The organism is Rhodovulum sp. DZ06 (assembly GCF_050586345.1).
Classification (GTDB): Bacteria; Pseudomonadota; Alphaproteobacteria; order Rhodobacterales; family Rhodobacteraceae; genus JBOCEF01.
The window spans coordinates 1-24,320 of record NZ_JBOCEF010000032.1 but is presented as its reverse complement, the minus strand read 5'-3'; the positions used below and the strand labels follow the sequence as shown (position 1 = coordinate 24,320).

Annotated in this window: 22 protein-coding genes and 1 tRNA gene; 12 read left to right on the top strand and 11 right to left on the bottom strand. The window is 73.8% G+C overall.

Annotation, left to right across the window (positions count from 1 at the left end; all coding sequences use genetic code 11):
* Positions 1-254: 254 nt before the first annotated feature.
* Positions 255-2,435 carry a hypothetical protein gene (locus ACQ5SO_RS14075; RefSeq protein WP_430942248.1) on the top strand — a complete coding sequence of 727 codons (2,181 nt, stop codon included), beginning with the start codon at positions 255-257 and terminating at the stop codon, positions 2,433-2,435.
* Between the two features lie 41 nt (positions 2,436-2,476).
* Positions 2,477-3,367: a class I SAM-dependent DNA methyltransferase gene (locus ACQ5SO_RS14070; protein WP_430942247.1), complete on the top strand. Its 891-nt coding sequence runs from the start codon at positions 2,477-2,479 to the stop codon at positions 3,365-3,367.
* A 111-nt stretch (positions 3,368-3,478) separates the two neighbouring features.
* On the opposite strand, the gene ACQ5SO_RS14065 is transcribed toward ACQ5SO_RS14070, so the two are convergent.
* Both ACQ5SO_RS14065 and ACQ5SO_RS14060 read right to left on the bottom strand, forming a co-directional pair.
* Positions 3,479-4,405, bottom strand: a complete 927-nt coding sequence (locus ACQ5SO_RS14065; RefSeq protein ID WP_430942246.1) for a hypothetical protein — start codon at positions 4,403-4,405, stop codon at positions 3,479-3,481.
* A gap of 182 nt (positions 4,406-4,587) precedes the next feature.
* A complete protein-coding gene (locus tag ACQ5SO_RS14060; RefSeq protein WP_430942245.1) occupies positions 4,588-5,505 on the bottom strand; it encodes a DMT family transporter in 918 nt (305 codons plus the stop codon).
* A gap of 648 nt (positions 5,506-6,153) precedes the next feature.
* Here ACQ5SO_RS14060 and ACQ5SO_RS14055 point away from each other — a divergent pair.
* Positions 6,154-6,804: a LysE family translocator gene (locus tag ACQ5SO_RS14055; RefSeq protein ID WP_430942244.1), complete on the top strand. Its 651-nt coding sequence runs from the start codon at positions 6,154-6,156 to the stop codon at positions 6,802-6,804.
* A gap of 127 nt (positions 6,805-6,931) precedes the next feature.
* Here the strand turns inward: ACQ5SO_RS14055 and ACQ5SO_RS14050 are convergent, their stop codons facing one another.
* Entirely contained in the window at positions 6,932-7,345 is a 414-nt protein-coding gene (locus tag ACQ5SO_RS14050; protein WP_430942243.1) for a hypothetical protein, read from the bottom strand.
* A gap of 263 nt (positions 7,346-7,608) precedes the next feature.
* Between ACQ5SO_RS14050 and ACQ5SO_RS14045 the strand changes: the two genes are divergently transcribed.
* The 6 genes from ACQ5SO_RS14045 (at position 7,609) to ACQ5SO_RS14020 (ending at position 13,623) form a co-directional block, all read left to right on the top strand.
* Complete coding sequence (locus tag ACQ5SO_RS14045) at positions 7,609-8,775, top strand: phosphoserine transaminase (protein ID WP_430942242.1); 1,167 nt, start codon at positions 7,609-7,611, stop codon at positions 8,773-8,775.
* A 105-nt stretch (positions 8,776-8,880) separates the two neighbouring features.
* On the top strand, positions 8,881-10,479 hold the full coding sequence (gene serA, locus ACQ5SO_RS14040) for a phosphoglycerate dehydrogenase (protein WP_430942241.1): 1,599 nt from the start codon (positions 8,881-8,883) through the stop codon (positions 10,477-10,479).
* A gap of 151 nt (positions 10,480-10,630) precedes the next feature.
* Positions 10,631-11,152 carry a DUF805 domain-containing protein gene (locus ACQ5SO_RS14035; protein WP_430942240.1) on the top strand — a complete coding sequence of 174 codons (522 nt, stop codon included), beginning with the start codon at positions 10,631-10,633 and terminating at the stop codon, positions 11,150-11,152.
* Between the two features lie 16 nt (positions 11,153-11,168).
* Complete coding sequence (locus ACQ5SO_RS14030; protein ID WP_430942239.1) at positions 11,169-11,723, top strand: DUF805 domain-containing protein; 555 nt, start codon at positions 11,169-11,171, stop codon at positions 11,721-11,723.
* 146 nt (positions 11,724-11,869) lie between these two features.
* Positions 11,870-12,739, top strand: coding sequence for a glutathione-dependent disulfide-bond oxidoreductase (gene yghU, locus ACQ5SO_RS14025; protein ID WP_430942238.1), 870 nt, complete (start codon positions 11,870-11,872; stop codon positions 12,737-12,739).
* A gap of 107 nt (positions 12,740-12,846) precedes the next feature.
* Entirely contained in the window at positions 12,847-13,623 is a 777-nt protein-coding gene (locus ACQ5SO_RS14020) for a hypothetical protein (RefSeq protein ID WP_430942237.1), read from the top strand.
* A 192-nt stretch (positions 13,624-13,815) separates the two neighbouring features.
* Here the strand turns inward: ACQ5SO_RS14020 and ACQ5SO_RS14015 are convergent, their stop codons facing one another.
* Together ACQ5SO_RS14015 and ACQ5SO_RS14010 are read right to left on the bottom strand one after the other, a co-directional pair.
* The gene (locus ACQ5SO_RS14015; RefSeq protein ID WP_430942236.1) at positions 13,816-15,030 is read right to left on the bottom strand and encodes an FAD-dependent monooxygenase; all 1,215 of its coding nucleotides are present in this window, start codon (positions 15,028-15,030) and stop codon (positions 13,816-13,818) included.
* Positions 15,027-15,869: a pyrimidine 5'-nucleotidase gene (locus ACQ5SO_RS14010; protein WP_430942235.1), complete on the bottom strand. Its 843-nt coding sequence runs from the start codon at positions 15,867-15,869 to the stop codon at positions 15,027-15,029. The genes ACQ5SO_RS14015 and ACQ5SO_RS14010 overlap by 4 nt, the downstream gene beginning before the upstream one ends.
* Before the next feature lie 182 nt (positions 15,870-16,051).
* Between ACQ5SO_RS14010 and ACQ5SO_RS14005 the strand changes: the two genes are divergently transcribed.
* The gene (locus ACQ5SO_RS14005) at positions 16,052-16,909 is read left to right on the top strand and encodes a class I SAM-dependent methyltransferase (protein ID WP_430942234.1); all 858 of its coding nucleotides are present in this window, start codon (positions 16,052-16,054) and stop codon (positions 16,907-16,909) included.
* 29 nt (positions 16,910-16,938) lie between these two features.
* Here ACQ5SO_RS14005 and msrB read toward each other — a convergent pair whose 3' ends face one another.
* Entirely contained in the window at positions 16,939-17,331 is a 393-nt protein-coding gene (gene msrB, locus ACQ5SO_RS14000) for a peptide-methionine (R)-S-oxide reductase MsrB (RefSeq protein WP_430942233.1), read from the bottom strand.
* A 109-nt stretch (positions 17,332-17,440) separates the two neighbouring features.
* Between msrB and ACQ5SO_RS13995 the strand changes: the two genes are divergently transcribed.
* Together ACQ5SO_RS13995 and ACQ5SO_RS13990 are read left to right on the top strand one after the other, a co-directional pair.
* Positions 17,441-18,244 carry a GNAT family N-acetyltransferase gene (locus tag ACQ5SO_RS13995; protein WP_430942232.1) on the top strand — a complete coding sequence of 268 codons (804 nt, stop codon included), beginning with the start codon at positions 17,441-17,443 and terminating at the stop codon, positions 18,242-18,244.
* A gap of 237 nt (positions 18,245-18,481) precedes the next feature.
* The gene (locus tag ACQ5SO_RS13990; RefSeq protein WP_430942231.1) at positions 18,482-19,279 is read left to right on the top strand and encodes a crotonase/enoyl-CoA hydratase family protein; all 798 of its coding nucleotides are present in this window, start codon (positions 18,482-18,484) and stop codon (positions 19,277-19,279) included.
* Between the two features lie 59 nt (positions 19,280-19,338).
* Here the strand turns inward: ACQ5SO_RS13990 and ACQ5SO_RS13985 are convergent, their stop codons facing one another.
* From ACQ5SO_RS13985 to ACQ5SO_RS13965, 5 genes are all read right to left on the bottom strand, one after another.
* Positions 19,339-20,052, bottom strand: a complete 714-nt coding sequence (locus tag ACQ5SO_RS13985; RefSeq protein ID WP_430942230.1) for an NYN domain-containing protein — start codon at positions 20,050-20,052, stop codon at positions 19,339-19,341.
* Between the two features lie 166 nt (positions 20,053-20,218).
* Positions 20,219-20,905 carry a DUF4336 domain-containing protein gene (locus ACQ5SO_RS13980; protein ID WP_430942229.1) on the bottom strand — a complete coding sequence of 229 codons (687 nt, stop codon included), beginning with the start codon at positions 20,903-20,905 and terminating at the stop codon, positions 20,219-20,221.
* Positions 20,906-21,149: 244 nt separating this feature from the next.
* Positions 21,150-23,456, bottom strand: coding sequence for a molybdopterin cofactor-binding domain-containing protein (locus ACQ5SO_RS13975; protein WP_430942228.1), 2,307 nt, complete (start codon positions 23,454-23,456; stop codon positions 21,150-21,152).
* 6 nt (positions 23,457-23,462) lie between these two features.
* The gene (locus tag ACQ5SO_RS13970; RefSeq protein ID WP_430942227.1) at positions 23,463-23,915 is read right to left on the bottom strand and encodes a (2Fe-2S)-binding protein; all 453 of its coding nucleotides are present in this window, start codon (positions 23,913-23,915) and stop codon (positions 23,463-23,465) included.
* A 191-nt stretch (positions 23,916-24,106) separates the two neighbouring features.
* Positions 24,107-24,179: transfer RNA gene (locus ACQ5SO_RS13965), tRNA-Ile, on the bottom strand.
* Positions 24,180-24,320: the final 141 nt, after the last annotated feature.

The window sequence follows — 24,320 nt, the reverse complement described above, 5'->3', positions numbered from 1 at the left end:
CGGGGCATCGGCGACGCGGCATCGAGGCGCCCGCCCGGACCTCCCCGCCCGCGCCCCCACGCCCTTGCCGCGTCGCCTCCGCCCCGCCGCCTCCGCGATGCCGCCGCAATACCGCCCCGGGGGGCCGCGCACCCTGCCGCCCGGCGCCCCCCCCTCCCGCGCGCAGACGCCCTGTTGCGGCAGGCGCCCGCGCGCTCCTATCCTCGCCGCGGGAGCGCCCGCAGCGGCGCAGCACGAAGGCCCCCGAAAGGCGCATGACACACAGCCCCCGCCCCTCAGAAGCCGCCCCGCGCCGCGCCGCAGCCGCGCTCCTGCTCGGGGCCGCGCTCAGCGCGCTGGCCGCCGCCCTGCCCGCCGCCCCCGCCCGCGCCCAGCAGGCGCCCGCCGCGGCCGCCGCCCCCGGAGACGCGGTCCCCGCCCCCCCGTCGGCCGAGGCCCCGCCCCCCGCCGACCGCAGCGCGCCCGCCTTCCTGCGCGAGCTGCCGCCCTTCGCCCAGGCCCGCCTGCGCGCCCGGCTCGACGCCGTTTCCGCCAATATCCGGCGCGGCGACCAGGCCGGCGGGGCGGCCGAGCTGATCGGCCTCGCCAACAGCTACCCGCACCTGCTCGACCTGCGCCTCTCGGCCGCCGCGCTGCTGCTGCGCTTCGGGGCCGTGGAACAGGCGCTCGACTCGGTCGAGGCGGCGGTCGACGGCGGCTTCTCCAACGCCGGGGCGCTGGAAAGCTCGCCCGAACTCGCCGCCCTCGCCAGCCATCCCCGCTTCCGCGCCGCCATCGCCGCGGCGCGCGAGAACCCGCCCCTCGGGTCCCTGCCCCCGCACCAGGCCACGCCCGCGCCGATCGAGGACGGCGCCGCGCCGATCTCGCTCTCCAACACCGCGTGGTCCGAGCGCGCGGGCGCCCTCGTCAGCCTGTTCGAGCCGCGCGCCCGCCCCGAGGACCCGGGCGAGGTGACCGGGCTCGAGGGACCGGGGGCCGAGCTTCTGACCCGCCTCGTGCAATCGGGACAGGCCGCCGGGCCCTGGGGCGATTTCTACGAGAACCGCGACGCCGGGCACTCGATCCTGCCCATCGCCACGCTGCATGACCTGGCGCGGATCGCCTGGCCGAAGCGCCTCGCGCGCACGCAGCTGGCGCGCGGGGTCAAGGGCGCGCACCTGTTCGGCGGGCCGACCTTCGGCAACGCCTCGGTCGCCATCACCGGGCGCGACAACCCGCTGTGGCGCTCGATGGGGCGGCTGGCGCTGACCTCCCCCGGCGGGCCCGAGCAATTGTTCCGCCAGTACCGGCGCAACCAGCTCTACGTGTACCCCGAGCACAAGGACCACGACCCGTTCTTCGGCGACGTGGCCACGGCGATGACGCCCTATTTCCTGCTCAGCCAGGGGTCGTCCGGGTCCGACCGGCCGCTGCTGGTGGGCCTCGCCATGGCGCTTTCGGCGCTGCGCCCCGAGGTGAAGGCGGCGCTGACCGAGAAGGGGCTGATCGCGCCGACCCTGCAGATGCTGATCCGCCGCTCGATGAAGGGGATCGAGAGCGACGCGGACTACCTCTCGCCCGCCGCGCACAAGGTCGCCTTCCCGGCGGAGGAGCTGGATTTCGAGGCGCTGGTGGCCCGCGCCAACGCGCTGACGCTCGGGGACATCCCCGGCCCCACCACGTTGCGGGTGATCTCGGAGATGCGCCCCGACAAGCGGATCGAGGAGTTCGGCGACGCCTATGACGAGCGCTGGTTCACCACGCCGCACGCGATCTCGCGCATCGCGCGGGGGGCCTATCGCACGCGGGTGTTCCACCTGACCGCCGGCGCGCCGGACCCGAACGGGCGCAAGCTGAAGATCCACTGGACCGTGTTGTCCGGCGGCGCCCGCGGCGTGCGGATCGAGGAGCTGAAGCCCGACGGGTCCGAGGTGAAGGTGCATGTCCCCTGGCAGCGCGGCATGACCGCGCCCGGGCGGCCCGACCTGCGCACCTTCCGGCTCGACGTCATGGCGGTGGCCGACAACGGCGCGCAGCTTTCGGCCCCCGCCTTCCTGTCGGTGCTGTTCCCGGCCCGCCGGGTGGTGGAATTCGACGGGGAGCGGCCGCTCTCGGTCGTCTATGACGCGCGCACGCGGCTCGATGAATACCAGGACCCGATGGTGTTCCCGGTCCGCCGCTGGCGCGACGATTACGCCTGGACCGAGGGGGGGGAGATGCTGGGCTGGACCCGCACCCATGCCGACGGCCGGGTCGAACGCTTCACCCGCCACGGCGCGCTGGTCGAGGAGGCGGACGCGCAGGGCCGCCCGCTGCGCGCCCGGGCGATGTCCTATCCCACCGGGCGCCCCGACGACGGCGCCCGGCTGATCGCCCCCACGCCGCTGGACGCGGTGCTGGTCTACGGCTACGACGGCCCCGAAGACCGGCTGGGCGAGGCCCGGCTGGAACGGTGACGGCCCGCCCCCGGGCCGCGCCCGGCACGGGGAATTGCGCCATGGACCGGACCGAGAACGACGAGTTCGACGACGACGACGCGCCGGGCGGCGAGGCGGAGGAGCGGATCGGCGCCCTCTACAGCCAGGCGCTGGCGCAGGAGAAATCCGGCGATACGGACGCCGCCGCCGCGTCCTGGGAGGCGCTTCTGGCGCTCGACCCCGAGGACCGGGTGGGGGCCGCGATGCGCCTCGCCGCGCTCGGCCGGGCCGAGGCGCCGGGCCGCGCGCCCGACGCCTATGTGGCGCTCCTGTTCGACCAGCACGCGGCGGCGTTCGAGGACATCCTGGCGGGCAAGCTGGGCTACCGCGCCCCGGAGCTTGCGCGCGCGGCGGTCGAGGCGGCGGCGCCGGGCTATCGCGACAAGATGCTGGACCTCGGCTGCGGCACCGGCCTCGCGGCGCGGGCCTTCGACGACATGGTCGGGCGGATCACCGGCGTGGACCTCTCGGAGGGGATGCTGGAGGAGGCCGACGCGGCCGAGCTTTACGACGCGCTGTATCTCGGCGAGGCGGTGTCCTTCCTGCAGGCCGAGGCGACCGAGGGCGAGGAGGACGAGGACGCCGAGTTCGACAGCCCCTGGGACCTGGTCGTGGCGACGGACGTGCTGCCCTATCTCGGCGACCCGGCGCCCCTGTTCGCCGCCTGCGCCAGGCACGCGGTTCCGGGCGGGCTGCTGGTCTTCACCACCGAGACGCTGCCCGAGGAGGCGTTCGGCGGCAAGGACTGGGTCGTCGGCGCCCATCACCGCTATCACCACCGCGGCGCGGGGGTGGCGGCGGCGCTGGAGGCGGCGGGCTGGACGCCCCTGTCGATGGAGATCATCACCGTGCGCACCAACGAGGGACGGCCCGAGCCGGGGCATCTCGTGGTCGCGCGCAAGGCGGGCTGAGGCCGGGCAAGCCGCGCGTCGGGCCAACCGCCCGTGGCGGGCCTTGCGCCCGCGCGGCGCGGCGGGCCGGGACGCTTGCGGCGGGGCGTCTGCGTGGCGGAGGACGGCGCGTCAGGACCCGCCGCGCATGGTCTTCCAGGCCGCCAGCAGCGCGCGGTTGAGGGCGGCGGCCTCCTGCTCGGCCCGCTCGCGGCCCGCGGCCTCGGTCGCGGCGGCGACGCGGGCGGCGCTGATCGCCTGCTGCGCGGCGGAGAGCTTCTCGGTCAGGGCGGCGAGCTCGGCCGCCGACGGCCCGGCGGGCGCGGCGGCGACGGGGGCCATAGCGGGCGCCGGGGCGGGCGCGGGCGCGGCGGCGGCCGGGGCGCGGTCCCAGCACCGCTCCAGCATGCAGCGGATCGCGGCGACGCGGTCTTCCTCGGGCAGCGCGGAGAGCTGCGCCGCGGCCGGGTCGCGCGGCGCGGCCTGCGTCTCGGGCGCGGTCACGCCGCGGGTGGCGGCCAGGCGCTCGCGCGCGCTCACCGCCTCGTCCCGCTCCCGCGCCAGGACCGCCTTCGCTTCTTCAAGCGCGGCGCGCCGGGCCTCGGCGGCCTCCAGCGCGGCCTGCGCGGCGCGGGCGGCGGCCTCGGCCTGCTCCAGCTTCGCGAGCAGCTCCGGGTCCGGGGCGGAGGCGGCGGGGGCGGCGGCGGGCGCGGCCTCGATCTGCGCGCGCAGCTCCTCGGCCCGGGCCCTGGCGCGCTGGTAGCTGCCGGACACGGCGTCGAGCGAGGCGCGCAGGCGGTCCCGCTCGCGCCCCAGGTCCGCGGCCCTTGCGGCGGCGTCCCCGGCCTCGGCCTTCGCGGCGTCGAGGGCGGCCTGAAGCGCGTCCCGGTCGGCCTCCGCGGCGGCGGCGGCCTGCCCGGCCTCGGCCGCCGCGTCGCGCGCATCGGAGAGGGCGGCGAGCTGCGGCGCCGCCTGCTTCTGCGCCGCCATCCAGCCGCCGGCGCCCGCGCCCGCCGCCGCGACAGCAAGGGCCGCGCCCCAGATCACACCATTCGCCATGTTCAGATCCCCGTCAGCCGCGCGTGTTCTCCCGCGCCTTTGCGCAAGGCTCCCATGTCGAGGCCAGGCGGGCAAGCCGCGCCTGCCCCCTGCCGCCCCCGCACGAGGCCAGGCGCGGCGAGGGCGCCACGCCGGGGGGCGGGGGGGAAGGGCCGGAGGCGGGGAAGGCGGCGCCCGGCGGCTCAGCCCTTGCCGCGCAGGATCATCCCCTGCGCATAGGCCACCCCCAGCAGGATCAGAACCAGCGCGAGGCCGAAACGCCAGGACAGCGCCTCGGACAGCAGCAGCGCGCCGAACACCGTGGCCCAGACCGGCACCATGTAGTTCACCAGGCTCAGGAACGGCGGGCCGACCCGGTTGACGATGGTCACCAGCAGCAGCGCCGCGGCGCCGGTGGGAATCGCGCCCAGGTAGGCGGCGGCCAGCCAGGCGTCGAGGCCGGGCGACAGCGGCGCCGGGCTTTCCACCGCGAAGGCGATGGGGGTCAGCACCAGCGCCCCGATCAGCACCGACCCGGCCGAGAACGCGGCCATCGGCGCCGGGGGGCTGAGCCGGGTGACGATGGAGCCGCCCGCGTAGCACAGCGCGGCCCCGAGGCAGGCGAGCCGCGCCCAGCCCTCCATCGGCGCGCCGGTCGCGCCCAGCACCGCCGGGCCGAACAGGATCGCGACGCCGACGAAGCCCATGGCGAAGCCCACGAGGCGGCGGCGGGTCAGCGCCTCGCCCGGCACGAAGACATGCGCCAGCGGGAGCACGAAAAGCGGCATGGCCGCCATCGAGACCCCGGCATAGCCCGCGGTGACATGCTGCTGCGCCCAGGTCAGCAGGGTGAAGGGCACCGCGTTGGACAGCACCGCCAGCCCCGCGATATGCGCCCAGATCCGCCGCTTGAGCGGCGTGTCGACCCCCGGCAGCGGCGCGCGCAGCGCGTAGGCGAGCGGGATCAGCAGCGCCGAGGCCAGCGCCAGCCGCAGCGCCACCAGCAGGAAGGGCGAGAAGCCGCGCAGCGCGAATTCCGAGGCGACGAAGGACCCGCCCCAGATCATGGCGAGCAGGCACAGCATGCCCCAGTCGAGCGGGGCGGCGCGGGGGGCGGACATGGGCAGGCTCCGGGAAGGTCTCCCGGACGGGTTCCGGGGGGCGCGGAAGGCGCCGGGGCGGTATTCCTGCCCCGGCGCGGCGCGGCAGGCAAGGGCGGGGCCGCGCTGGGGCGTCGCGGAGGACGGGCTGGGCGAAAGCGGGTCGGGCGACCGGGCCGGGGCGCTGCGGGCGGGCCGGGGGCGCTGCTAGCGGGGGCGAGGACCAGGACGAAGGGTTGGGCGGGACAAAGGCGTGGCCGGGGCGGAGGCATGGGCGGGGCGGAGGCATGGGCGGGGCCGAGGTGGGGCGAAGGCGGAGGCGTGGACATGGGCGGCCGGATCGCGTGGGTCCGACCCGGGCGCCCGATCCCGAAACCGCGCGGCCCCGCGCCTTGCCCGCCCGCCGGGATGCCTGGATGCGGCGCGACGGGGCCGGGCGCCCCGCCGCGATGGGCCGCCCCCCGCCGCCCGCGCGCGGCGCGGTCCCCGGGGCCGCGGCGCCGACGGGCGCAGGCGGCGGACGCCCCCCTCGCCCGCCCTCGCGCAGGGCGCGCGCAGACCCGCGCCCCGCCGCGCGCCGCTTGCCCGGGCCGCGCCCGCGTGCCATCGCTGCGGGGAGGCGCCGACGACGCGCCGACCTCGCCGCCCCCTCCCAGCCCCGAGCCGCCCATGCCCAGCCTCGAGACCCTGCTCACCTTCATCCCCGTCGCCCTCGCGCTGAACCTCACGCCCGGGGCCGACATGCTGTTCTGCCTTGGACAGGGCGCGCGGTCCGGGCCGCTCGCCGGGATCACCGCCGCCCTCGGGATCGCGCTCGGGGGGATGGGGCACGCGCTGGCGGCGGGTCTCGGCCTCGCCGCCCTGATCGCCGCCAGCCCGGCGGCGTTCGAGGCGCTGCGCTGGGCGGGGGTCGCCTATCTCTCGTGGCTCGGGATCAAGGCCCTGCGCGCCCCTGCCCCGGACCCGCAGGCGGCGACGCGCACCGGCCACGCGCCCTTTCGCCCGCTGCATACCCTGCGCGAGGCGCTGGGGGTGAGCCTTCTGAACCCCAAGGTCGCGGCCTTCATGCTCGCCCTCGTGCCGCAGTTCATCGTGCCCGCCGACGGGCCGGTCTGGAGCCAGTTCCTGGCCTTCGGCGCGGTGATCGGCTGCGGCGGCGTGCTGGTGAACGGGACGGTCGGGGCGATGGCGGGGCGGATCTCGGCCGCGCTCGCCCGGCGCCGCGGCGCGGGCGGGGGGCGCGCGATGCAGCGCCTGTCGGGGGGCGTGTTCCTCGCCCTCGCCGCCACGCTGGCCTTCACCAGGCGCGCCGGGGCCTGAGCCGCCGCGCCCGGCGCACCGCCGCCGCCCGGCGCACCGCCCGGGGGGCGCGGCCGGGCGGGCGAGCGGGGGGCCCCGCGCCCCCCCGAGCCCGCCCGCCCCTTCAACCGGCCGCCGGGGGGGCCCATCAGGCCCGCGGCGCGCCCGGCCGCAGCGGCGCCAGCACCCAGGCGTCGAGCGCCGCGGCCATCGCGCCGCCTACATCCGTCGCCGCAGCCTCCACGGGGCCGTTCCCCGCATCGCCCGCCGCCCGGCCCGGCCCGCGCAGCGCCTCCTGCACCGCCGCGCCCATGCCGCGGATCGCGCGGTCCACCGCCACCGCGCTCCCGGCCGAGAATCGCCCGCCCCGGTCGATCCGCGCCGCCAGCAGGCAAGCCGCCGACCCGGCGGCCCGGCGCACCTCCTGCGCAGCCTCGCCGCGCAGCCGCACGCCCCGGCGCCCGGCCACCGACACGGCCCGCGCGATCAGCGCGTCCTGCAGCGCGGGGGCGGAGCGGGGATAGTCGCCCGGCTCCCGCCGCGGATGGGGAAAACCGCTCATTCAAGGCCTCCTGCACGGGTCGTCATCCGCCCGCAGGAGGCCCCCGCCCTGCAACGCCGGCGCGACGTCCGCGCGACATTTGCATGACCGCCGGGCGGGCCTTTCCCCCCCGCCGAACGCCCGTCGCAGGGGAACATTCAAACGTCGCATTTTCCCACTTGACCAGACTCGGGGGACAGGAGTAATCCGGCTGCGGGCCACGTGGTCGGCAAGGGTGAACGCCGCGTGTCTCAGGAAACTCACCCTGACGTTGGAGCGCGTCCATGACGTTCCCCCAGAAGCCCGCGGCCAAGCCCGCGCGCCCTGAATTCTCTTCCGGTCCCTGCCCCAAACGCCCCGGCTGGTCCTTCGAGGCCGTCGCCGAGAAGGCGTTCCTCGGCCGCTCGCACCGCGCCTCGGGACCCAAGGCCCAGCTGAAAGACTGCATCGACCGCACCGCGGCGCTGCTCGGCGTGCCCGAGGGCTACAAGGTCGGCATCGTCCCCGGCTCGGACACCGGCGCCGTGGAAATGGCGATGTGGACCATGCTCGGCGCCCGCCCGGTCGACGTGCTGGTGTGGGAGTCCTTCGGCGCCGGCTGGGCGACCGACGTGCAGAAGCAGCTCAAGCTCGACGACGCCCGCGTGCTGAAGGCCGAGTACGGGGAGCTCCCCGACTTCGCCGCCGTCCGCCCCGAGGCCGACGTGGTCTTCACCTGGAACGGCACCACCTCGGGCGCCCGCGTGCCGAACGGCGACTGGATCGCCGCGGACCGCGAGGGGCTGACCATCTGCGACGCCACCTCGGCCGCCTTCGCCCAGGACCTGCCCTGGGACAAGCTCGACGTCGTCACCTTTTCCTGGCAGAAGGCGATGGGCGGCGAGGGCGCGCATGGCGTGCTGATCCTCTCCCCCCGCGCGGTGGAGCGGCTCGAGACCTACACCCCCGACCGCGCCCTGCCGAAGATCTTCCGCCTGACCAAGGGCGGCAAGCTGATCGAGGGCGTGTTCAAGGGCGAGACCATCAACACCCCGTCCATGCTCTGCGTCGCCGACGCGGTGGACGCGCTGGAGTGGATGGAGGGCCTCGGCGGCCAGGCGGCGGTGAAAGCCCGCGCCGACGCCAATTTCGAGGCGCTGCAGTCCTGGGTCGACGCGACCGACTGGGTCGAGAACCTGGTCCCCGCGCCCGAGGCCCGCTCCAACACCTCGGTCTGCCTGAAGGTGGTGGACCCGGCGGTGGCGGGGCTGGACGACAAGGCCCAGAAGGCCTTCGTGAAGTCCATGGTCACGATGCTGGACAAGGAAGGCGTCGCCTACGACATCAACGGGTATCGCGACGCCCCGGCCGGCCTGCGCATCTGGTGCGGCGGGACCGTCGACACGGCGGACGTCTCCGCCCTGACCCCGTGGCTCGACTACGCCTTCGCCGCGGCCAAGGCCGAGCTCTGAGCTGATCCCGGGTGGCGGACGCCGCCCCCCAACTCCCCTGATTTCCCCGATCCCGCGGCCTGCGTCTCGCGCCGCGACGGGACCATTGCACCCAAGGAGCATCCCATGCCCAAGGTTCTCATCTCCGACGCCCTCTCGGAAGCCGCCGTCCAGATCTTCCGCGACAACGGCGTCGAGGTCGACTTCCAGCCCGCCCTCGGCAAGGATCCGGCCAAGCTGGCCGAGATCATCGGCGATTATGACGGCCTCGCCATCCGCTCGGCCACCAAGGCCACCGCGGAGCTGATCGCCAAGGCCGACAACCTGAAGGTCATCGGCCGCGCCGGGATCGGCGTCGACAATGTCGACATCCCCGCCGCCTCGGCCAAGGGCATCGTGGTGATGAACACGCCCTTCGGCAACTCGATCACCACCGCCGAGCACGCCATCGCGATGATGTTCGCCGCCGCCCGCCAGATCCCCGAAGCCGACGCCTCGACCCGCGCCGGCAAGTGGGAGAAGTCGCGCTTCATGGGCGTCGAGGTCACCGGCAAGACCCTCGGCCTGATCGGCTGCGGCAATATCGGCAAGATCGTCGCCAACCGCGCCCTGGGCCTGAAGATGAAGGTCGTCGCCTTCGACCCGTTCCTGAGCCACGAGAAGGCCGCCGAGATCGGCGTGACCAAGGCCGAGGAGCTGGACGAGCTGCTGGGCAAGGCCGACTTCATCACCCTGCACCTGCCCAAGACCGAGAAGACCGCGAACATCCTCTCGGCCGAGGCGCTGAAGAAGACCAAGCCGGGCGTGCGCATCGTCAACTGCGCCCGCGGCGGGCTGGTCGATGAAGAGGCCGTGGCCGAGGGCCTGAAATCGGGCCACATCGCCGCCGCCGCCTTCGACGTCTTCGCGGTGGAGCCGGCGAAGGAGAACGTGCTGTTCGATTGCCCGAACATGATCTGCACCCCGCATCTCGGGGCCTCGACCTCGGAGGCGCAGGAGAACGTCGCCCTGCAGGTCGCCGAGCAGATGTCGGACTACCTGGTGCGCGGCGCCATCTCCAACGCGCTCAACGCCCCCTCGGTGACCGCCGAGGAAGCGCCCAAGCTCAAGCCCTGGATCGCCGTGGCCGAGGTGCTGGGCGGCTTCGCCGGCCAGGTGACCGAGAACGCGATCAAGGAGATCGAGATCGAGTTCGTCGGCGCCGTCGGCAACCTCAACCTCAAGCCGCTGGTCTCGGCGCTGACCGCCAACCTGCTCAAGCCGCTGGTCGGCGAGGGCGGCGTGAACATGGTCTCGGCCCCGATCGTGGCGCGCGAGCGCGGGATCAAGATCTCCGAGACCCGCAAGGACGCGCAGGGCGCCTACGGCACCTACATGCGCCTGGTGGTGACCACCGAGAAGCAGACCCGCGCCCTGGCCGCCACCGTGTTCTCGGACGGCAAGCCGCGGATCCTGCAGATCAAGGGCATCGGCCTCGAGGCCGAGCCGCAGCAGCACATGCTCTACACCACCAACAACGACCAGCCGGGCTATATCGGCGCGCTGGGCGCCAAGCTGGGCGAGCTGGGGATCAACATCGCCTCCTTCGCCCTCGGCCGCGCCGACAAGGGCGGCGAGGCGATCGCGCTGCTGGGCGTGGACGAGGAAGTGTCGGCCGACGCGCTCAAGCAGATCGCGGCCCTGCCGCAGATCGTGCAGGCCAAGGCGCTGACATTCGACATCTGATCGCGAAAAAAGCGTCAGAAGACCGGGAGGCGGGCTGGAAACGGCCCGCCTTCTTCGTGCGCGCCCGCGGGCGATGTTGACCCCCCGTCCCGGCCCGGCCACTGTCCCCGGCGACGCGCCGCCGGCGCGCAGTTTGGAAGGGCCTGCCGCCATGGGATTCATCGAAGCCGTCAAGACCTGCCTGATCGAGAAGCCGGTCACCATGCAGGGCCGCGCGCCGCGCAGCGAGTACTGGTGGTACTTCCTGTTCCAGATGATCCTCGTGGGGGGGATGAGCGCGTACAACTACGCCGCCATGACCGCCGGCCCCGAGGCGGCGGCGCTGCAGGGCGGCCCGCTCTCGCTCGCGATCCTCGCGGTCGGGACGGTGCTGATCATCCCGGCCTGGTCGGTCTCGGTGCGCCGGATGCATGACCGCGGCCGCAGCGGGCTGTGGATCGCGCCGCTGTTCCTCTACAACATCGTCACCTCGCTGATGCAGATCTACATCCAGACCACCGGCGATTTCTCGCTGATGCTGGACGGCGCCGTGGTCCTCGGGATCGGCGGGATGATCTTCGGCCTCGGCGCGCTGGTGATGATCGTCTACTTCATGTTCCGCGGTACGCCGGGCCCGAACGCCTACGGGCCCGACCCGCTGGGCGCGCAGGCTGACGCCGAGATCTTCGCCTGACGCGGGGGACACGCGCATGACCCTCGCCGAAGCCGCCCGCACCGGCCTGTTCGACAAGCCCTTCACCTTCGCGGGCCGCGCCGCGCGGTCCGAGTTCTGGTGGATCTTCGTGATGACCGGGCTGATGTCGACCGTCATCGAGGCGGCCTGGCCGTCCGGGCCGGACGCGTCGCCCGCCCTGCTCTGGACCTGTTTCGCGCTCTATGCGCTGGTCAGCATGATCTGCTGGTCGGCCTGGGCGCGGCGGATGCATGACCGGGGCTGGAGCGCGATCTGGATCGCGCCGGCGAACATCATCGGCATCCTCAGCGCCCTGCCCTGGGCCGAGGACGCGCTGGACGGGGTGATCGAGGCCGCGACGGGGCCCGAATTCGGCGGCGGGTTCTTCGACCCGGCGGCGGCGCCGCTGATGGGTCCGGGGATCGCGCTCGGCCTCCTCGGCGCCGCGCTGCTGGCGGTGCTGGTCGCCGTCCTGTTCCTCGTGCTCATGGCCTGGCCCGGCACGGCGGGGCCGAACCGCTACGGCCCGGACCCGCGCGCGCGCGCGGCCGACGCCGAGATCTTCGCCTGAACGCAGCGTTTCCGCGCCCCGCGCCCCCTCCGCCGCGTTTCGTGAGGGATCGACGCTTGCGGAATGATACGGACGCCTTACGTTCTGGACCGAGCGGTCCGCAATCGCCCGGACCCCATGCGCATATCCGAACGCGAGAGGCCGAGATGACCGACACCTACACCCCGCCCAAGGTCTGGACCTGGAACCAGGCCGATGACGGCAACCGTTTCGCCAGCATCAACCGCCCCATCGCCGGCCCGACCCATGACAAGGAGCTGCCCGTCGGGGAACACCCGTTCCAGCTCTACTCGCTGGCCACGCCCAACGGCGTGAAGGTCACGGTGATGCTCGAGGAGCTGCTGGCCGCCGGTCATGCCGGGGCCGAGTACGACGCCTGGCTGATCAAGATCGGCGACGGCGACCAGTTCGGCTCGGGCTTCGTCGACGTGAACCCCAACTCCAAGATCCCGGCGCTGATGGACCGCTCCGGCGACAAACCGGTGCGCGTGTTCGAGAGCGGCGCGATCCTGCTGCATCTCGCCGAGAAATTCGGCGCCTTCCTCGGCCCGCAGGAGAGCCGCGCCGAGATGCTGTCCTGGCTGTTCTGGCAGATGGGCTCGGCCCCGTATCTCGGCGGCGGCTTCGGGCATTTCTACGCCTACGCGCCCGAGAAGTTCGAATACCCGATCAACCGCTTCACGATGGAGGCGAAGCGCCAGCTCGACGTGCTGGACCGCCGCCTGGGCGAGAGCCCGTATATCGCGGGCGACGCGTACACCATCGCCGACATCGCGATCTGGTCCTGGTACGGGCAGCTGGTGCTCGGGCGGCTCTATTCCGCGGCCGAGTTCCTGGATGTCGAGAGCTACACCAACGTGATGGCCTGGGCGAAGAAGATCGACGCGCGCAAGGCGGTGCAGCGGGGCCGCATGGTCAACCGCACCTTCGGCGAGCCGGAGACCCAGCTGCACGAGCGGCACTCGGCGGAAGACTTCGACACGAAGACCCAGGACAAGGTCGAAGCGGCGGAGTGATCGCGCGCCGCGGCGAGAGACAGGAGGGGGCGGCCCGGCGGGCAGCCCCTTCTGCGTTCCGGGCGGGGCGCCCTCGCACCGCCGCCCGCGCGCCCTAGAACAAGGGCATGACCGCATCCGATTCCCCTCCCCCGCGCGCGCGGCCCGGGGCCTCCGGCGACGCGCCCGACCCAGCCGCCGCGGCGCCGTCCCCCGGCGGACGCGCCGCGCCGCCCGGCACGGGCGCCGCCCGCGCCCCCGCCGACGCAGGCGCACCCGCCCAATCCGCCGCCCCGCCCCGCGGCGGGCGGCTGCACCGGCTGTCCGAGCGGCTGTTCGACGCCTTCTCCTCGGGGCGGCGCGGGCTGGCCGCGACCGCCTTCGCCTCGTTCCTCGAGGGGACCGTCGTGCCGCTGCCGGTGGAATCCGTCACCGCCCCGATGATGGTCAGCCGCCCGAAACGGGCCTGGCGGGTGGCGGCGGCGATGATGCTCGGCTCGTTGCTCGCCGCCGCGGCGATGTACGCGCTGGCCTGGGGGATCGCCGACGCCGCCCCGGCGCTGGCCCGGGCGGCGGGCGTGGCGGGCGAAGCCGGTGCGGCGCTGGAGGCGCTGCGCGCCCGGCTGACGGACGAGGGGGTGTTCTGGGCGGTGTTCCTCGCCTCGGTCAGCTTCGCGCCGATGCAGCTCGCCGCATTGGCGGCGGGCGCGGCCGGGGGGAATTTCGCGGTGTTCATGGCCGCCATCGCCGCCTCGCGCGCGATCAGGGCCTTCGGGCTGGCGGCGCTCTGCATCGCCTTCGGCGCGCAGGCCGAACGGATCATGGGCTCTCGCGCGCTGCTGGCGCTGGGGCTGCTGCTGACGCTGGGGGCGATCTGGGCCGCGCGGCTGGCCCTGGGGGGCTAGGCGGGGGTTCAGGCGCGCCGCGCCCCGCGCGGCCGGGCGGAGGAGCGGGAGGGCCCGCCCCTCCCCGACGACGGCCGCACCGGCGGCGCCTTGCGGCGGGATCCGGCCGCTCAGGGGGGACAAGCCCCCCATTCGCGGCCGGAGGGCGGCTGCGCCGCCCGGGCCGCGATCCGCGCCGGGGCGCCAGGCGCCTCAGCCGTTCGCGCCCATGCCCATCTTCATCACCGCCCGGCGCACCGGCGCGGTCCCGTGGATGGCCGCGAGGCCCAGCGCCCGCAAGTCGCGCAGCGGCTGCGCATCGGCCTGCGCCGCGCGGTTGAGCGCGTCGATCCCGCCGACCCGCGCCGCCATCCCGGGCCAGCGCGCGCGCGAATAGCGCGACAGGACCCCGGGCGCGCCGATGTCCTGGCCCTTGCCGCGCGCCACGGCCAGGATCTGCGCCAGCGCGGCGGCGTCGGCGATGGACATGTTCAGCCCCTGCGCCCCGATGGGCGGCACGACATGCGCCGTCTCGCCCACCAGCGCCACGCGCGGCCCGTCCAGCCGCTCGGCCAGCTGGCTGACGATCGGCCACATCGCCCGGCGCGAGGCCAGCGTCAGCTCGCCCAGCACGCCGCAGCTGCGGGCGGTGGCGGCGGCGGAGAACGCGGCCTCGTCCATCTCCAGCAGCGCATGGGCCTTGGGGCCGTCCTCCATCCACACGACCGAGGAGCGGTGCAGGCCGCCGCGATCCGGCAGCGGGACCAGCGTGAACGGCCCGCCGGTGCGGTGCAGCTCGGTGCTCACCCCCTGGTGCGGGCGGGGATGCGAGACGGCGAAGACCAGCGCCTTCTGCGCATAGCCCCAGCGATGCGCCTTCAGCCCGGCCATCTCGCGCGTCGGGCTGTCGCGCCCGTCGGCGGCCACCACCAGCTTCGCGCGCACCCGCGCGCCGCTCTCGAGCCGCGCCAGCGCCTCGCCCGTCCGCAGCGTCAGGGCCGCCAGCCCGTCGGGCGCGCGCAGCGTGGCGCGCGGATCCTCGGCCAGGTGGTCGATCAGCGCCTTGCGGATCACGGTGTTGGGCAGGTTCCAGCCGAAGGGGCGGTCCTGCATCTCGCCCGCCTCGAAATCGGCGCGGCGGCGGACCTCTTCCTCCTGCCCGCCGCTGTCGAGCAGGCGCATGGTCCAGAGCGGCGCGGCCTCGGGCGCCAGCCGCGCCCAGGCCCCCGCGGCGTCGAGCGCGTCGGCCGAGGGGGTCATCAGCGCGGCGGTGCGCAGGTCCGCCCCCGGCGCGTCCTGGTCCACCACGGGCGCGGCGAGGTCGACGCACAGCGTCTCGAACCCTTCGGCGGCGAAGATCGCGGCGGCGGAGAGGCCGGCGGCCCCGCCGCCGACCACCAGGATGTCGGTCTCGATCAGCTCGGTCATGAAGCTTGGTCCTCGAGCAGCCCCTCCTGCCCGAAGCGCGTGGGCGCCGGGGCGGCGGGATCGGTCAGGTCGGCGAGAAAACGCGGCAGGTCCCGGGCGACGAAGGCCACGTGGTCCGGGACCTCTTCCGCCGGGGGGCGGATGGGGGCGCGGCGCGCGGCCTGCGCCACCTCCTCGGCCAGCGCGGCGGCGGTCTCGGGCGGGGCGGGCAGCGGGCCGCCCGCGGGCTCGGGCGCCTCGGCGGCGGTGCGTTTCGGCGCGGCGCCGGGGCGGACCAGCACGCCGATCACGCCGAGCGCGGCGGGCACGGCGAGGTTGCGCGGGTCGTCCTCGAAGAACGCGGCGTGGCGCGGATCCAGCCCGTCCTTGCCGAAGATCCGCTGGAAGGCGGAAGCGCGGGGCTTCGGCTCGTAGAACGCGTCCTCGATCGACCAGGTGCGCTCGAACGCGCCGCCCAGGCCCAGCGCCGAGAGCGCGCGGCCCGCATAGCGCCGCGCGCCGTTGGTGTAGACGATCTTGCGCCCCGGCAGCCGGTCGATGGCCTTGCGCAGCAGGGGGTCGGGATCGAGGCGGGAGAAGTCGATGTCGTGGACTTCCTCGAGGAACGGCTCCGGGTCGATCCCGTGGTTGAGCATCAGCCCCGCCAGGGTCGTGCCGTGGTCGTGCCAGTAGGCGCGGCGCAGGCGGTGGGCCTCGTCCTCGTCCACCCCCAGTTCGCGCTGCACATAGGCCGAGATGCGCGCCTCGATCTGCGAGAACAGGCGTTCATGCGGGGGGTAGAGAGTGTTGTCGAGGTCGAAGATCCAGGTTTCGACCCCATCGAAGGGAGGGTGGATCATGCCTCCAGACATAGACCCGCCCGCGGGGCCGGTCCATCGCCGGATGCGGGTTGGGAGGAGATGCCGCGGGGGGCCCCGCCCCCGCCCTCGCCCCACGGGTTTGCGAGGTGACGCCCGGCGCGCTTGCCCCTAAACCTGTCCCCCCGCGCCCCCGGGCGCCCCGATGACAGGCGAGACCTTCCATGGCGACCAAGGATCAATGGGCCGGCGCCCTCGGCGCGCGCTGGGCGCAGCACGTGGACGCGCAGGAGCGGATGATGGCCGCCCCGGGGCGCGAGACGATGGACGCGCTCGGGCCGCTGGACGGGGCGCGGATCCTCGACATGGGCTGCGGCGGCGGCGCGACGACGCTGGAGCTCGCGCATCGCGCGGGGCCGGTGGGCACGGCGACCGGGCTCGACGTCTCCACCGACGTGCTGGCGGCGGCGCGCGCGCGCCGCGCCGATGCGGCCGCGCGGGGCGAGGCCCCGGCGGCGGCGGTCGAGTTCATCCATGGCGACGCCGCGCAATGGACCGCCCCCGCGCCGTTCGACGCGCTCTATTCACGCTGCGGGGCGATGTTCTTCGACGACCAGCGCGCCGCCTACGCCCATATCCGCGCGCAGATGGCCCCCGGCGGGCGCATGGCCCTGTTCGCCTGGGGCCGGCGCGAGGCCTGCGCCTGGGGCTGGCTGCCGCGCAAGGCGCTGGGAGAGCTGCTGCCCCCCGCCCCGCAGGCGGAGGAGGCCGCGCCCGGCCCGTTCCGCTGGGGCGAGATCGAGCCGGTGCTGGAGATGCTGGCGGCGGCGGGCTGGCAGGACCCGGCGGCCCGCAAGATCGCGCCGCTCACCCCGCTCAGCCACGGCGACGACCCCGACCCGCTGGCCCGCGGCATCGCCCATTGCTTCGCGCTCGGGCCGGCCTCCGGCCCGCTGGGAGAGGCGGACGAGGCGACGCGCGCCGCGGCCCGCGACCGGCTGGCCGAGGCGCTGGCGCCCTATGTGAAGGACGGCGCCGTGCAGCTTCCGGCCGAGGCCTGGATCGTGACCGCCCGCGCCTGAGCGCGGGCGGCCGCGGCCCCTGCCCGGCCTCACTCTTCCTCGAATTCCAGCGCCACGCCGTTGATGCAATAGCGCAGGCCCGTGCCGGTCGGCCCGTCGTTGAACACGTGCCCGAGATGCGAGTCGCAGCGCGAACACAGCACCTCGGTGCGGATCATCCCGTGCGACAGGTCCCGCGCCTCGTCGATCGCCACCTCGTCGGCGGGGGCGTCGAAGCTGGGCCAGCCGCAGCCCGAATCGAACTTGGCCGCCGATTCGAACAGCGGCGCCCCGCAGCCCCTGCAGCGGTAGGTTCCGGGCCGGTTCGGAAAATCATCATGGGTGAAGGGGCGCTCGGTCCCCTTTCTGCGCATCACCTGGAAGGCGAATTCGCCGAGTTCTTGCATCCATTCTTCGTCGGACTTGACGATCTTGTCGGACATACCGTCTCCTTTTCGCAACCGACGCCGCGTCATCCCCCGCAAGGGTCATCAACACGTCACCTTACAGTGCCTATCTAAGGCGACGCGCAGGCATTTGGAGGGCCCGTCGATGCATCATCGCGAGATCGCCGCGAGCGAGGACCACGGACGGTTCCGCGCCCGGTTCAGCAACGCCCCCGAGGACATCGAGGCGGCGCAGCGCCTGCGCCACGCGATCTTCATCGCCGCGCGCCCGGGCGCCGACGCCGCGGCGGGGCCGCGGGCGCAGGGGCTCGACGCCGACGGGTTCGACGCGCGCTGCACCCATGCGCTGATCGAGGAGATCGCCACGGGACGCCTCGTGTGCTGTTTCCGCGTGATGCATCTCGCCTCCGGGGCCGAGATCGCGAACAGCTACTCGGCGCAGTATTACGAGCTCGAGAGCCTCAAGGATTACGACCGCCCGATGGTGGAGATGGGGCGCTTCTGCGTGGACCCGGCCTTCAGCTCCCCGGACGTGCTGCGCGTCGCCTGGGGCGCGATGACGGAATACGTGGAGGAGAACGGCGTCGGCCTGCTGTTCGGGTGCTCGAGCTTCGAGGGCGTCGAGGGCGACGCCTATGCCGACGCCTTCGCCTACCTGACCGCCCGCCACATCGCCCCGCCCCGCTGGCTGCCGCGGGTGAAGGCGCCGGCGGTGTTCCGCTTCGCCAACCTGCTGAAGCTGCGGCGCCCGGACATGAAGCTGGCGATGAAGCGGATGCCGCCCCTGCTGCGCACCTACCTGACCATGGGCGGATGGGTGTCGGACCACGCGGTGATCGACCGCGACCTCAACACCCTCCACGTCTTCACGGGGGTGGAAATCGACCGCGTGCCGCCCGCCCGCCGCAAGCTGCTGCGGATGGGCGCGCCGCGGGCGCGCACGGCGTGACGTGGGGGGGCTGATGCGCCCCGCACTCAACGGCCGAACCGACCGGGCCCATATCCCGGCGCCCGATGCGCGAGGAGCAGGGTAACGCGGCAAGCCCCGGCACGCCAGCGCCCCATCCGCATACGGGTGGCGCGCAGAACCCCCGTCATTCCGTTGGGTCAGCGTTGGCGCTGCCGCCCCGGCCTGTCAGTCTGCGCCCGAACGCTCCCACCTCAGAGGAGCGCGGGAGGATCACAGATGACAGACGCCAGCCCCGTTCCCAGCGGCCCCGAGGCCGTGCGCATCGCCGATGACGGCCCGGTGCGCATCGTCACGCTCGACCGCCCCGCCCGCCGCAACGCCGTGGACCCCGCCACAGCCGACGCCCTGCGCGCGGCGTTCGAGGGGTTCGAGGCCGACCCCGCCCTGCGCGTCCTCGTCCTGACCGGCGCCGGGGGCGTGTTCTGCGCAGGCGCCGACCTCTCGGCGGTGGCGGAAGGCGGCTTCACCTATGATCCCGAACAGCCCCACGGTCCCCTCGGGCCCAGCCGCATGGCCCTGTCCAAGCCCGCCATCGCGGCGGTCGAGGGCCACGCCGTCGCGGGCGGGCTGGAGCTGGCGCTGATGTGCGACCTGCGGGTCGCTTCCGACACGGCGGTGTTCGGCGTGTTCTGCCGCCGCTGGGGCGTGCCCCTGATCGACGGCGGCACGGTGCGCCTGCCCCGGCTGATCGGGCAGAGCCGCGCCATGGACATGATCCTCACGGGCCGCCCGGTGGCCGCGCAGGAGGCGCTGTCCTTCGGCCTCGCCAACCGCGTGGTCCCGGCGGGCGAAGCGCTGGAGGCCGCGGTCGCCCTGGCCCGCCAGATCGCCGGTTTCCCGCAGCTGTGCCTGGCAACCGACCGCGACAGCGCCCTTGCGCAATGGTCCCTGCCCCTGGCGCAGGCGCTGGCCGAGGAGGGCCGCCGCGGCGCCGCCCCCCTGGCGCAGGAGGCCGCCAACGGCGCCGCCCGCTTCCGCGACGGCGCGGGCCGGGCCGGATCCTTCAAGGACTAGGCGCACCCCCTTCCTCTCCCCCCACGGTCCGGGCGACCCGCCCCCGGCGGGGCGCGCCCTTACTTCTCGCGCACCATCATCTGGTTGCCGTTCGAGCGCTTCATCTCGAACTTGCCGGTGCGCCGGATCAGGTCCGACAGCTTGCCCGAGCCATAGGAGCGCGTGTCGAAATCGGGCGCCATGTTGCCGATCCGGCTGCCGAGCGCCCCGAGCGGGGCCCAGCCGTCCTCGTCCGCCACCGCTTCCATCGCCTGGCGGATGATCGGCGCCGCCGCGGCCGGGTTCTCGGTGGTCGGCCCCCCGCCCCCGCCCGCGGCCGAGGCCGGCTCGGCGCCCGAGAGGTTCTCGGTGAAGATGAACCGCTTGCAGGCCTGGCGGAACGCTTCCGGGGTGGTGCGGCGGCCGACGCCGTAGACATCCACCCCCTCCTCCCGGATCCGGCTCGCCAGCCGGGTGAAATCGCTGTCCGAGCTGACCAGCACGAAGCCGTCGAAGCGGCGCGAATGCAGAAGGTCCATCGCGTCGATCACCAGCGCGATGTCCGAGGAGTTCTTGCCCACCGTGTAGGCGAATTGCTGGTGCGGGATGATCGCGTGGCGCGACAGCACCCGCGCCCAGCCCTTGAGCTGGTCATCCGAGAAATCGCCGTAGATGCGCCGCACCGAGGCCTCGCCGATCTTCGCGATCTCGAGGAACAGGTCCTCGGCGATCTTGGACGAGGTGTTGTCGGCGTCGATCAGAACCGCGAGGCGCGCGGGATCGTCCTTGCTCATGTCGTCTCCTCGGGCCGCGCCCCGGATCACCCGCGGGGGGCGGCGTAATGCTCCGCACCCTCGACGGTACGCGCCATGACGCCCCGAGCCAACCGGCGCCGCTGCGGAAATCCGCGCGCGGGGACGAAACGTCCCGTCCGCCGGGTGAAACAATCGCGCCGCGGGGTCAGAGGAAGGCGAAGGCCCGCTGCAGGAAGCCCTGCGCATCCGCCTCGACCGGCGTTCCGTGCGCCATCAGCACCCGTTCGGCGGGCCAGTCCAGCACCCGCGCCAGCGACGCGCGCGCCGCCTTCCGGTCATTGAACCCGATGCGGTAGAGGCGCGGGACCGCGGGTTCCGGCCCCGTCTTGTAATCGAGCTTCGCCACCACCCCGCGCCAGCCGGTGAACCAGTCCTTGCCGAATTGCTGCACGAGGTCGGTGAACAGCACCGTCCCCGAGGGGCGGTGGAAGAAGATCGCCTCGTCCGTCACCCGGTTGCCGCGCAGCAGGACCTGGTCGATGTCCCGCGCCCAGGCGGGGTCCGGCGCCTCGCCCAGCACGCCGTCGAAGGCGAGGTCCTCGCGCTTGAACACCAGCGCCTCGGTCCCCAGCAGCCTTGCGGCGGGGAAGGCTTCGACCCAGTCGGCCAGCGACAGGTGATGCAGGTGGTTCGGCCCGATGATCTGCGTGACCTCGCCCAGGGCGGCGAGCTCGCCCGCCAGCGCATCGGTCAGCGGGATCGGCGACCAGGCCAGCAGGCCGCCGCCCGACAGGCGGATCGCCGCCATCCGGGTGGGAAAGCTGAAGCCCATCGCGCCTTCCACGGCCGGACCCTCGGCGATCCAGATGTCCGGGCCGAAGGGGATCAGCATGGCGGGCCTCCGCGGATGATTGACCTTTGCGTCATGAAAACACGGATCCCGGTTGCGGTCCATGGAGCGGCCGTCGCCCGACACGCGCCGCCCGACATGCTCCGCCCGACATGCGCCGCCCGAGCTGCGCCCCCGACATGGAACGGGGCGGACCCGAAGGCCCGCCCCGCGTCTTCCGCGCCGCGCCGCCGCCGCCGCGCCCTGCTCCGGCGCGGCGACGGCGACGGGCGGCGGGCGGCGTCGCTCAGACCCGCACGCCGATGGGCATGTCGCGCATCCGCTGTCCGGTCGCGTGGAACAGCGCGTTGGCGATGGCGGGCGGGACCGGCGGCACCCCCGGCTCGCCCAGCCCGCCCGGATGCACGCCGAAGCCATGCTTCACGAGATGGGTCTGCACGATGGGGTAATTGTCGGACCGCACGACGTCATAGTCGTAGAAGTTCGACTGCTGCACCGCGCCGCCGGCATAGGTGATCCCCGAATGCAGCAGCGTGGTCATGCCCATGACCGCCGCGCCCTGCATCTGGGACTCGGCCCGCTCGGGGTTGGCGATGTAGCCCGCATCGACCGCGAGGTGCATCTCCGGCACGGTGATCCGCCCGCCATCGACCTTCACCCGCACCGCGCAGGCGACATAGGTGACGAAGGAGCGGTGGACGGCGAGGCCGATCCCCTCGCCCTCCGGCAGGTCCTTGCCGTAGCCGATGGCGTCCGCGGCGATGTCGAGCACGTTGGCCAGCCGCCCGGTGTCGATGGGGAAGGCGCCGTAGGGTTCCCCGTAATCCCAGTAGCTGTCGGGATAGCCCTCGGCCTTGGGGTCCACCACCCGCGGCGCGCCGATCAGCTCGCGCCACATGGTCTTCTCGTCCTTCCCGAGCTCCTCGGCCAGCTCCGAGACGAAGGAGCCGATCGCCCAGGCCCGCGGGATGTTGGAGACGGAGCGGAACCAGGCGATGCGGGTATGGGCCATCGCCTTGCCGTTCTCCACCAGCACGTTGGGGATGGCGAAGGGCATGTCCACGAGGCCCATCCCGTGCTCGACCGGGAACTGCTGACCGCTGTCGGGCGCGAAGATCGACAGGATCGACGGGGCGGTGGAGTTGTGCCGCCAGCCGGTGACCTTCCCGTCCGCATCCACCGCCGCCTTGATGTGCTCGGCCGAGGTGGTGTGCATGAAGGAATGGCGGATGTCGTCCTCGCGCGTCCACTGCACGCGGACGGGCGCGCCGACCTTCTGCGACAGGACCGCGGCCTCGATGGCGAAGTCATGCTGCGACTTGCGCCCGAAGCCCCCGCCGAGGAGCGTGACATGGACGGTCACGAACTCCGGGTCCAGCCCCAGCGCCTTGGCCACGTCGGTGCGGCACTGGTAGGGCGACTGCACCGGGGCCCAGACCTCCGCCCCCTCGTCGGTGACGTTGGCGAGGGCGACCGGCGGCTCCATCGCCGCGTGGGCCATGTGGGCCTGGGTGTAGGTCCGCTCGATCACCTTCGCGGCGCCGGCGAAGGCCGCGTCGGGTTCCCCCTGCGTGCGCAGCGCCACGCCGGGCTGGGCGGCGGTGGCCTTCATCTCCTCCATGTAGGCGCCGCTTTCATAGGCGGCATGGGGGCCGTCCTCCCACTCGATCTTGAGAAGGTCCCGCGCGTGCATGGCGTTCCAGGTGTTGTCCGCCACCACCGCGACGCCGCCGAGGGGGAAGAACCCGCCCGGAAGGCCGACGCCCCCGAGCTGCTCGACCGCCGAGACCCCGGCCGAGGCGCGGGCCGCCGCGTCATCCACCGATTTCACCACGCCGCCGACCACGGGCGGGCGGGCGATGACCGCGTATTTCATGCCCGGCAACGAGACGTCGGCCCCGTAGACCGCCTTGCCGGTGGTGATGTCATGGAGGTCATAGATCGGCACTTCGCCCTTGCCGATATAGCGGAACTGCGACGGGTCCTTGAAGGACAGGTCCCAGTCGTCCGGCACCGGGCGGGCCATCGCCGCCTCGGCCAGCTCGCCGAAGCCCATGGTCTTGCCGCCATGGAGCGCCTGGTGCATCTCCACCTTCACCTCGCCCGGGGGCACGCCCCAGGCCTCGGCCGCAGCATCCCGCAGCATCCGGCGCACCGAGGCGCCGATCACCCGCGCCGCCTGGATGTGGTGGCGCATCGAGCGCGAGCCGTCGGTGTTCTGGTTGCCGTATTTCGGCTCATCCCCCGGGGCCTGCATGATCTTCACGCGGGCCCAGTCGGCCTCCATCTCGTCCGCCATCACCATGGGGAGGGAGGTGCGGGAGCCGGTGCCCATCTCGGAGCGGTGGGCCACCAGCGTGACGGTCCCGTCCGGGTCGATGGACACGAAGACGAGCGGGTCCTGCACCACGCCATGCGCCATGCCGTGTCCGCCATGGGCCCAGCGGGGGAACGCCTCGGCCCGCGGCGCGACGGCGAGCGCGAGGCCCGCGGCGGCGCCGCCGAGGAACATCCGGCGGGAGACTTTCTGGACCGCGAGATCGCGGAGCGGGGCGGGCGCCTTGCCGAGGAAGGCGTCGATCTGGTCGCGCATCATCGCTCAGGCCCCCGCGCTCGCCAGCCGCACCGCGTCCACGATGCGCTGGTAGCAGCCGCAGCGGCAGACATTGCCGCGCATGGCCGCCAGGATCTCGTCATCCGAAGGCTCGGGGTTCTGCGCCAGAAGCGAGGCCGCCTGCATGATCTGCCCTGACTGGCAGAACCCGCACTGGGGCACGTTCAGCTCGCGCCACGCCGCCTGCACCGGGTGGTCGCCGGTGGGGTGCAGCCCCTCGATGGTGGTGATGGACTTGCCCTTCGCATCCCCCACGGTCATCTGGCAGGACCGCTGCGCGACCCCGTCCACATGCACCGTGCAGGCCCCGCACAGGCCCGCGCCGCAGCCGAACTTGGTGCCGGTCATCCCCGCGATGTCCCGGATCGCCCACAGCAGGGGCATGTCGTCCGCCGCATCGACCTCGGTCGACGCGCCGTTGAGCATCAACGCCGTCATCAGTCTTCCTCCCCTTGGCGGCGCGCCCGTCTTGAGGCGGATCTGCGCCGGGCCGCGCCGTCATGGGCGCGACATCCTGTCCAGCCTTGCGCCGGGGGGGATCGGTTTCAAGGAAAAAGAAAACGGCGTTCAGGGGTGTTCGCCTTTTGCGCGAACCCTGAAGGGGCCTGAAGACGGGTGGACGAAGCGGGTAGGCGCGGCAGGAATCGAACCCGCAACCAAGCCGTTATGAGCGGCCTGCTCTGACCGTTGAGCTACGCGCCCACCCGTGGGCGTTAGCTATCCGCCCCGGGCCGGGCGGGTCAATCGCAAGCGGCGCCGCGGGAACGCAAAACCCCCCGCCGTTCCCGGCGGGGGGCCTCATCTTCACCGTCTCGCGCCGTTTCAGGCGGCGCCCGCGACCGC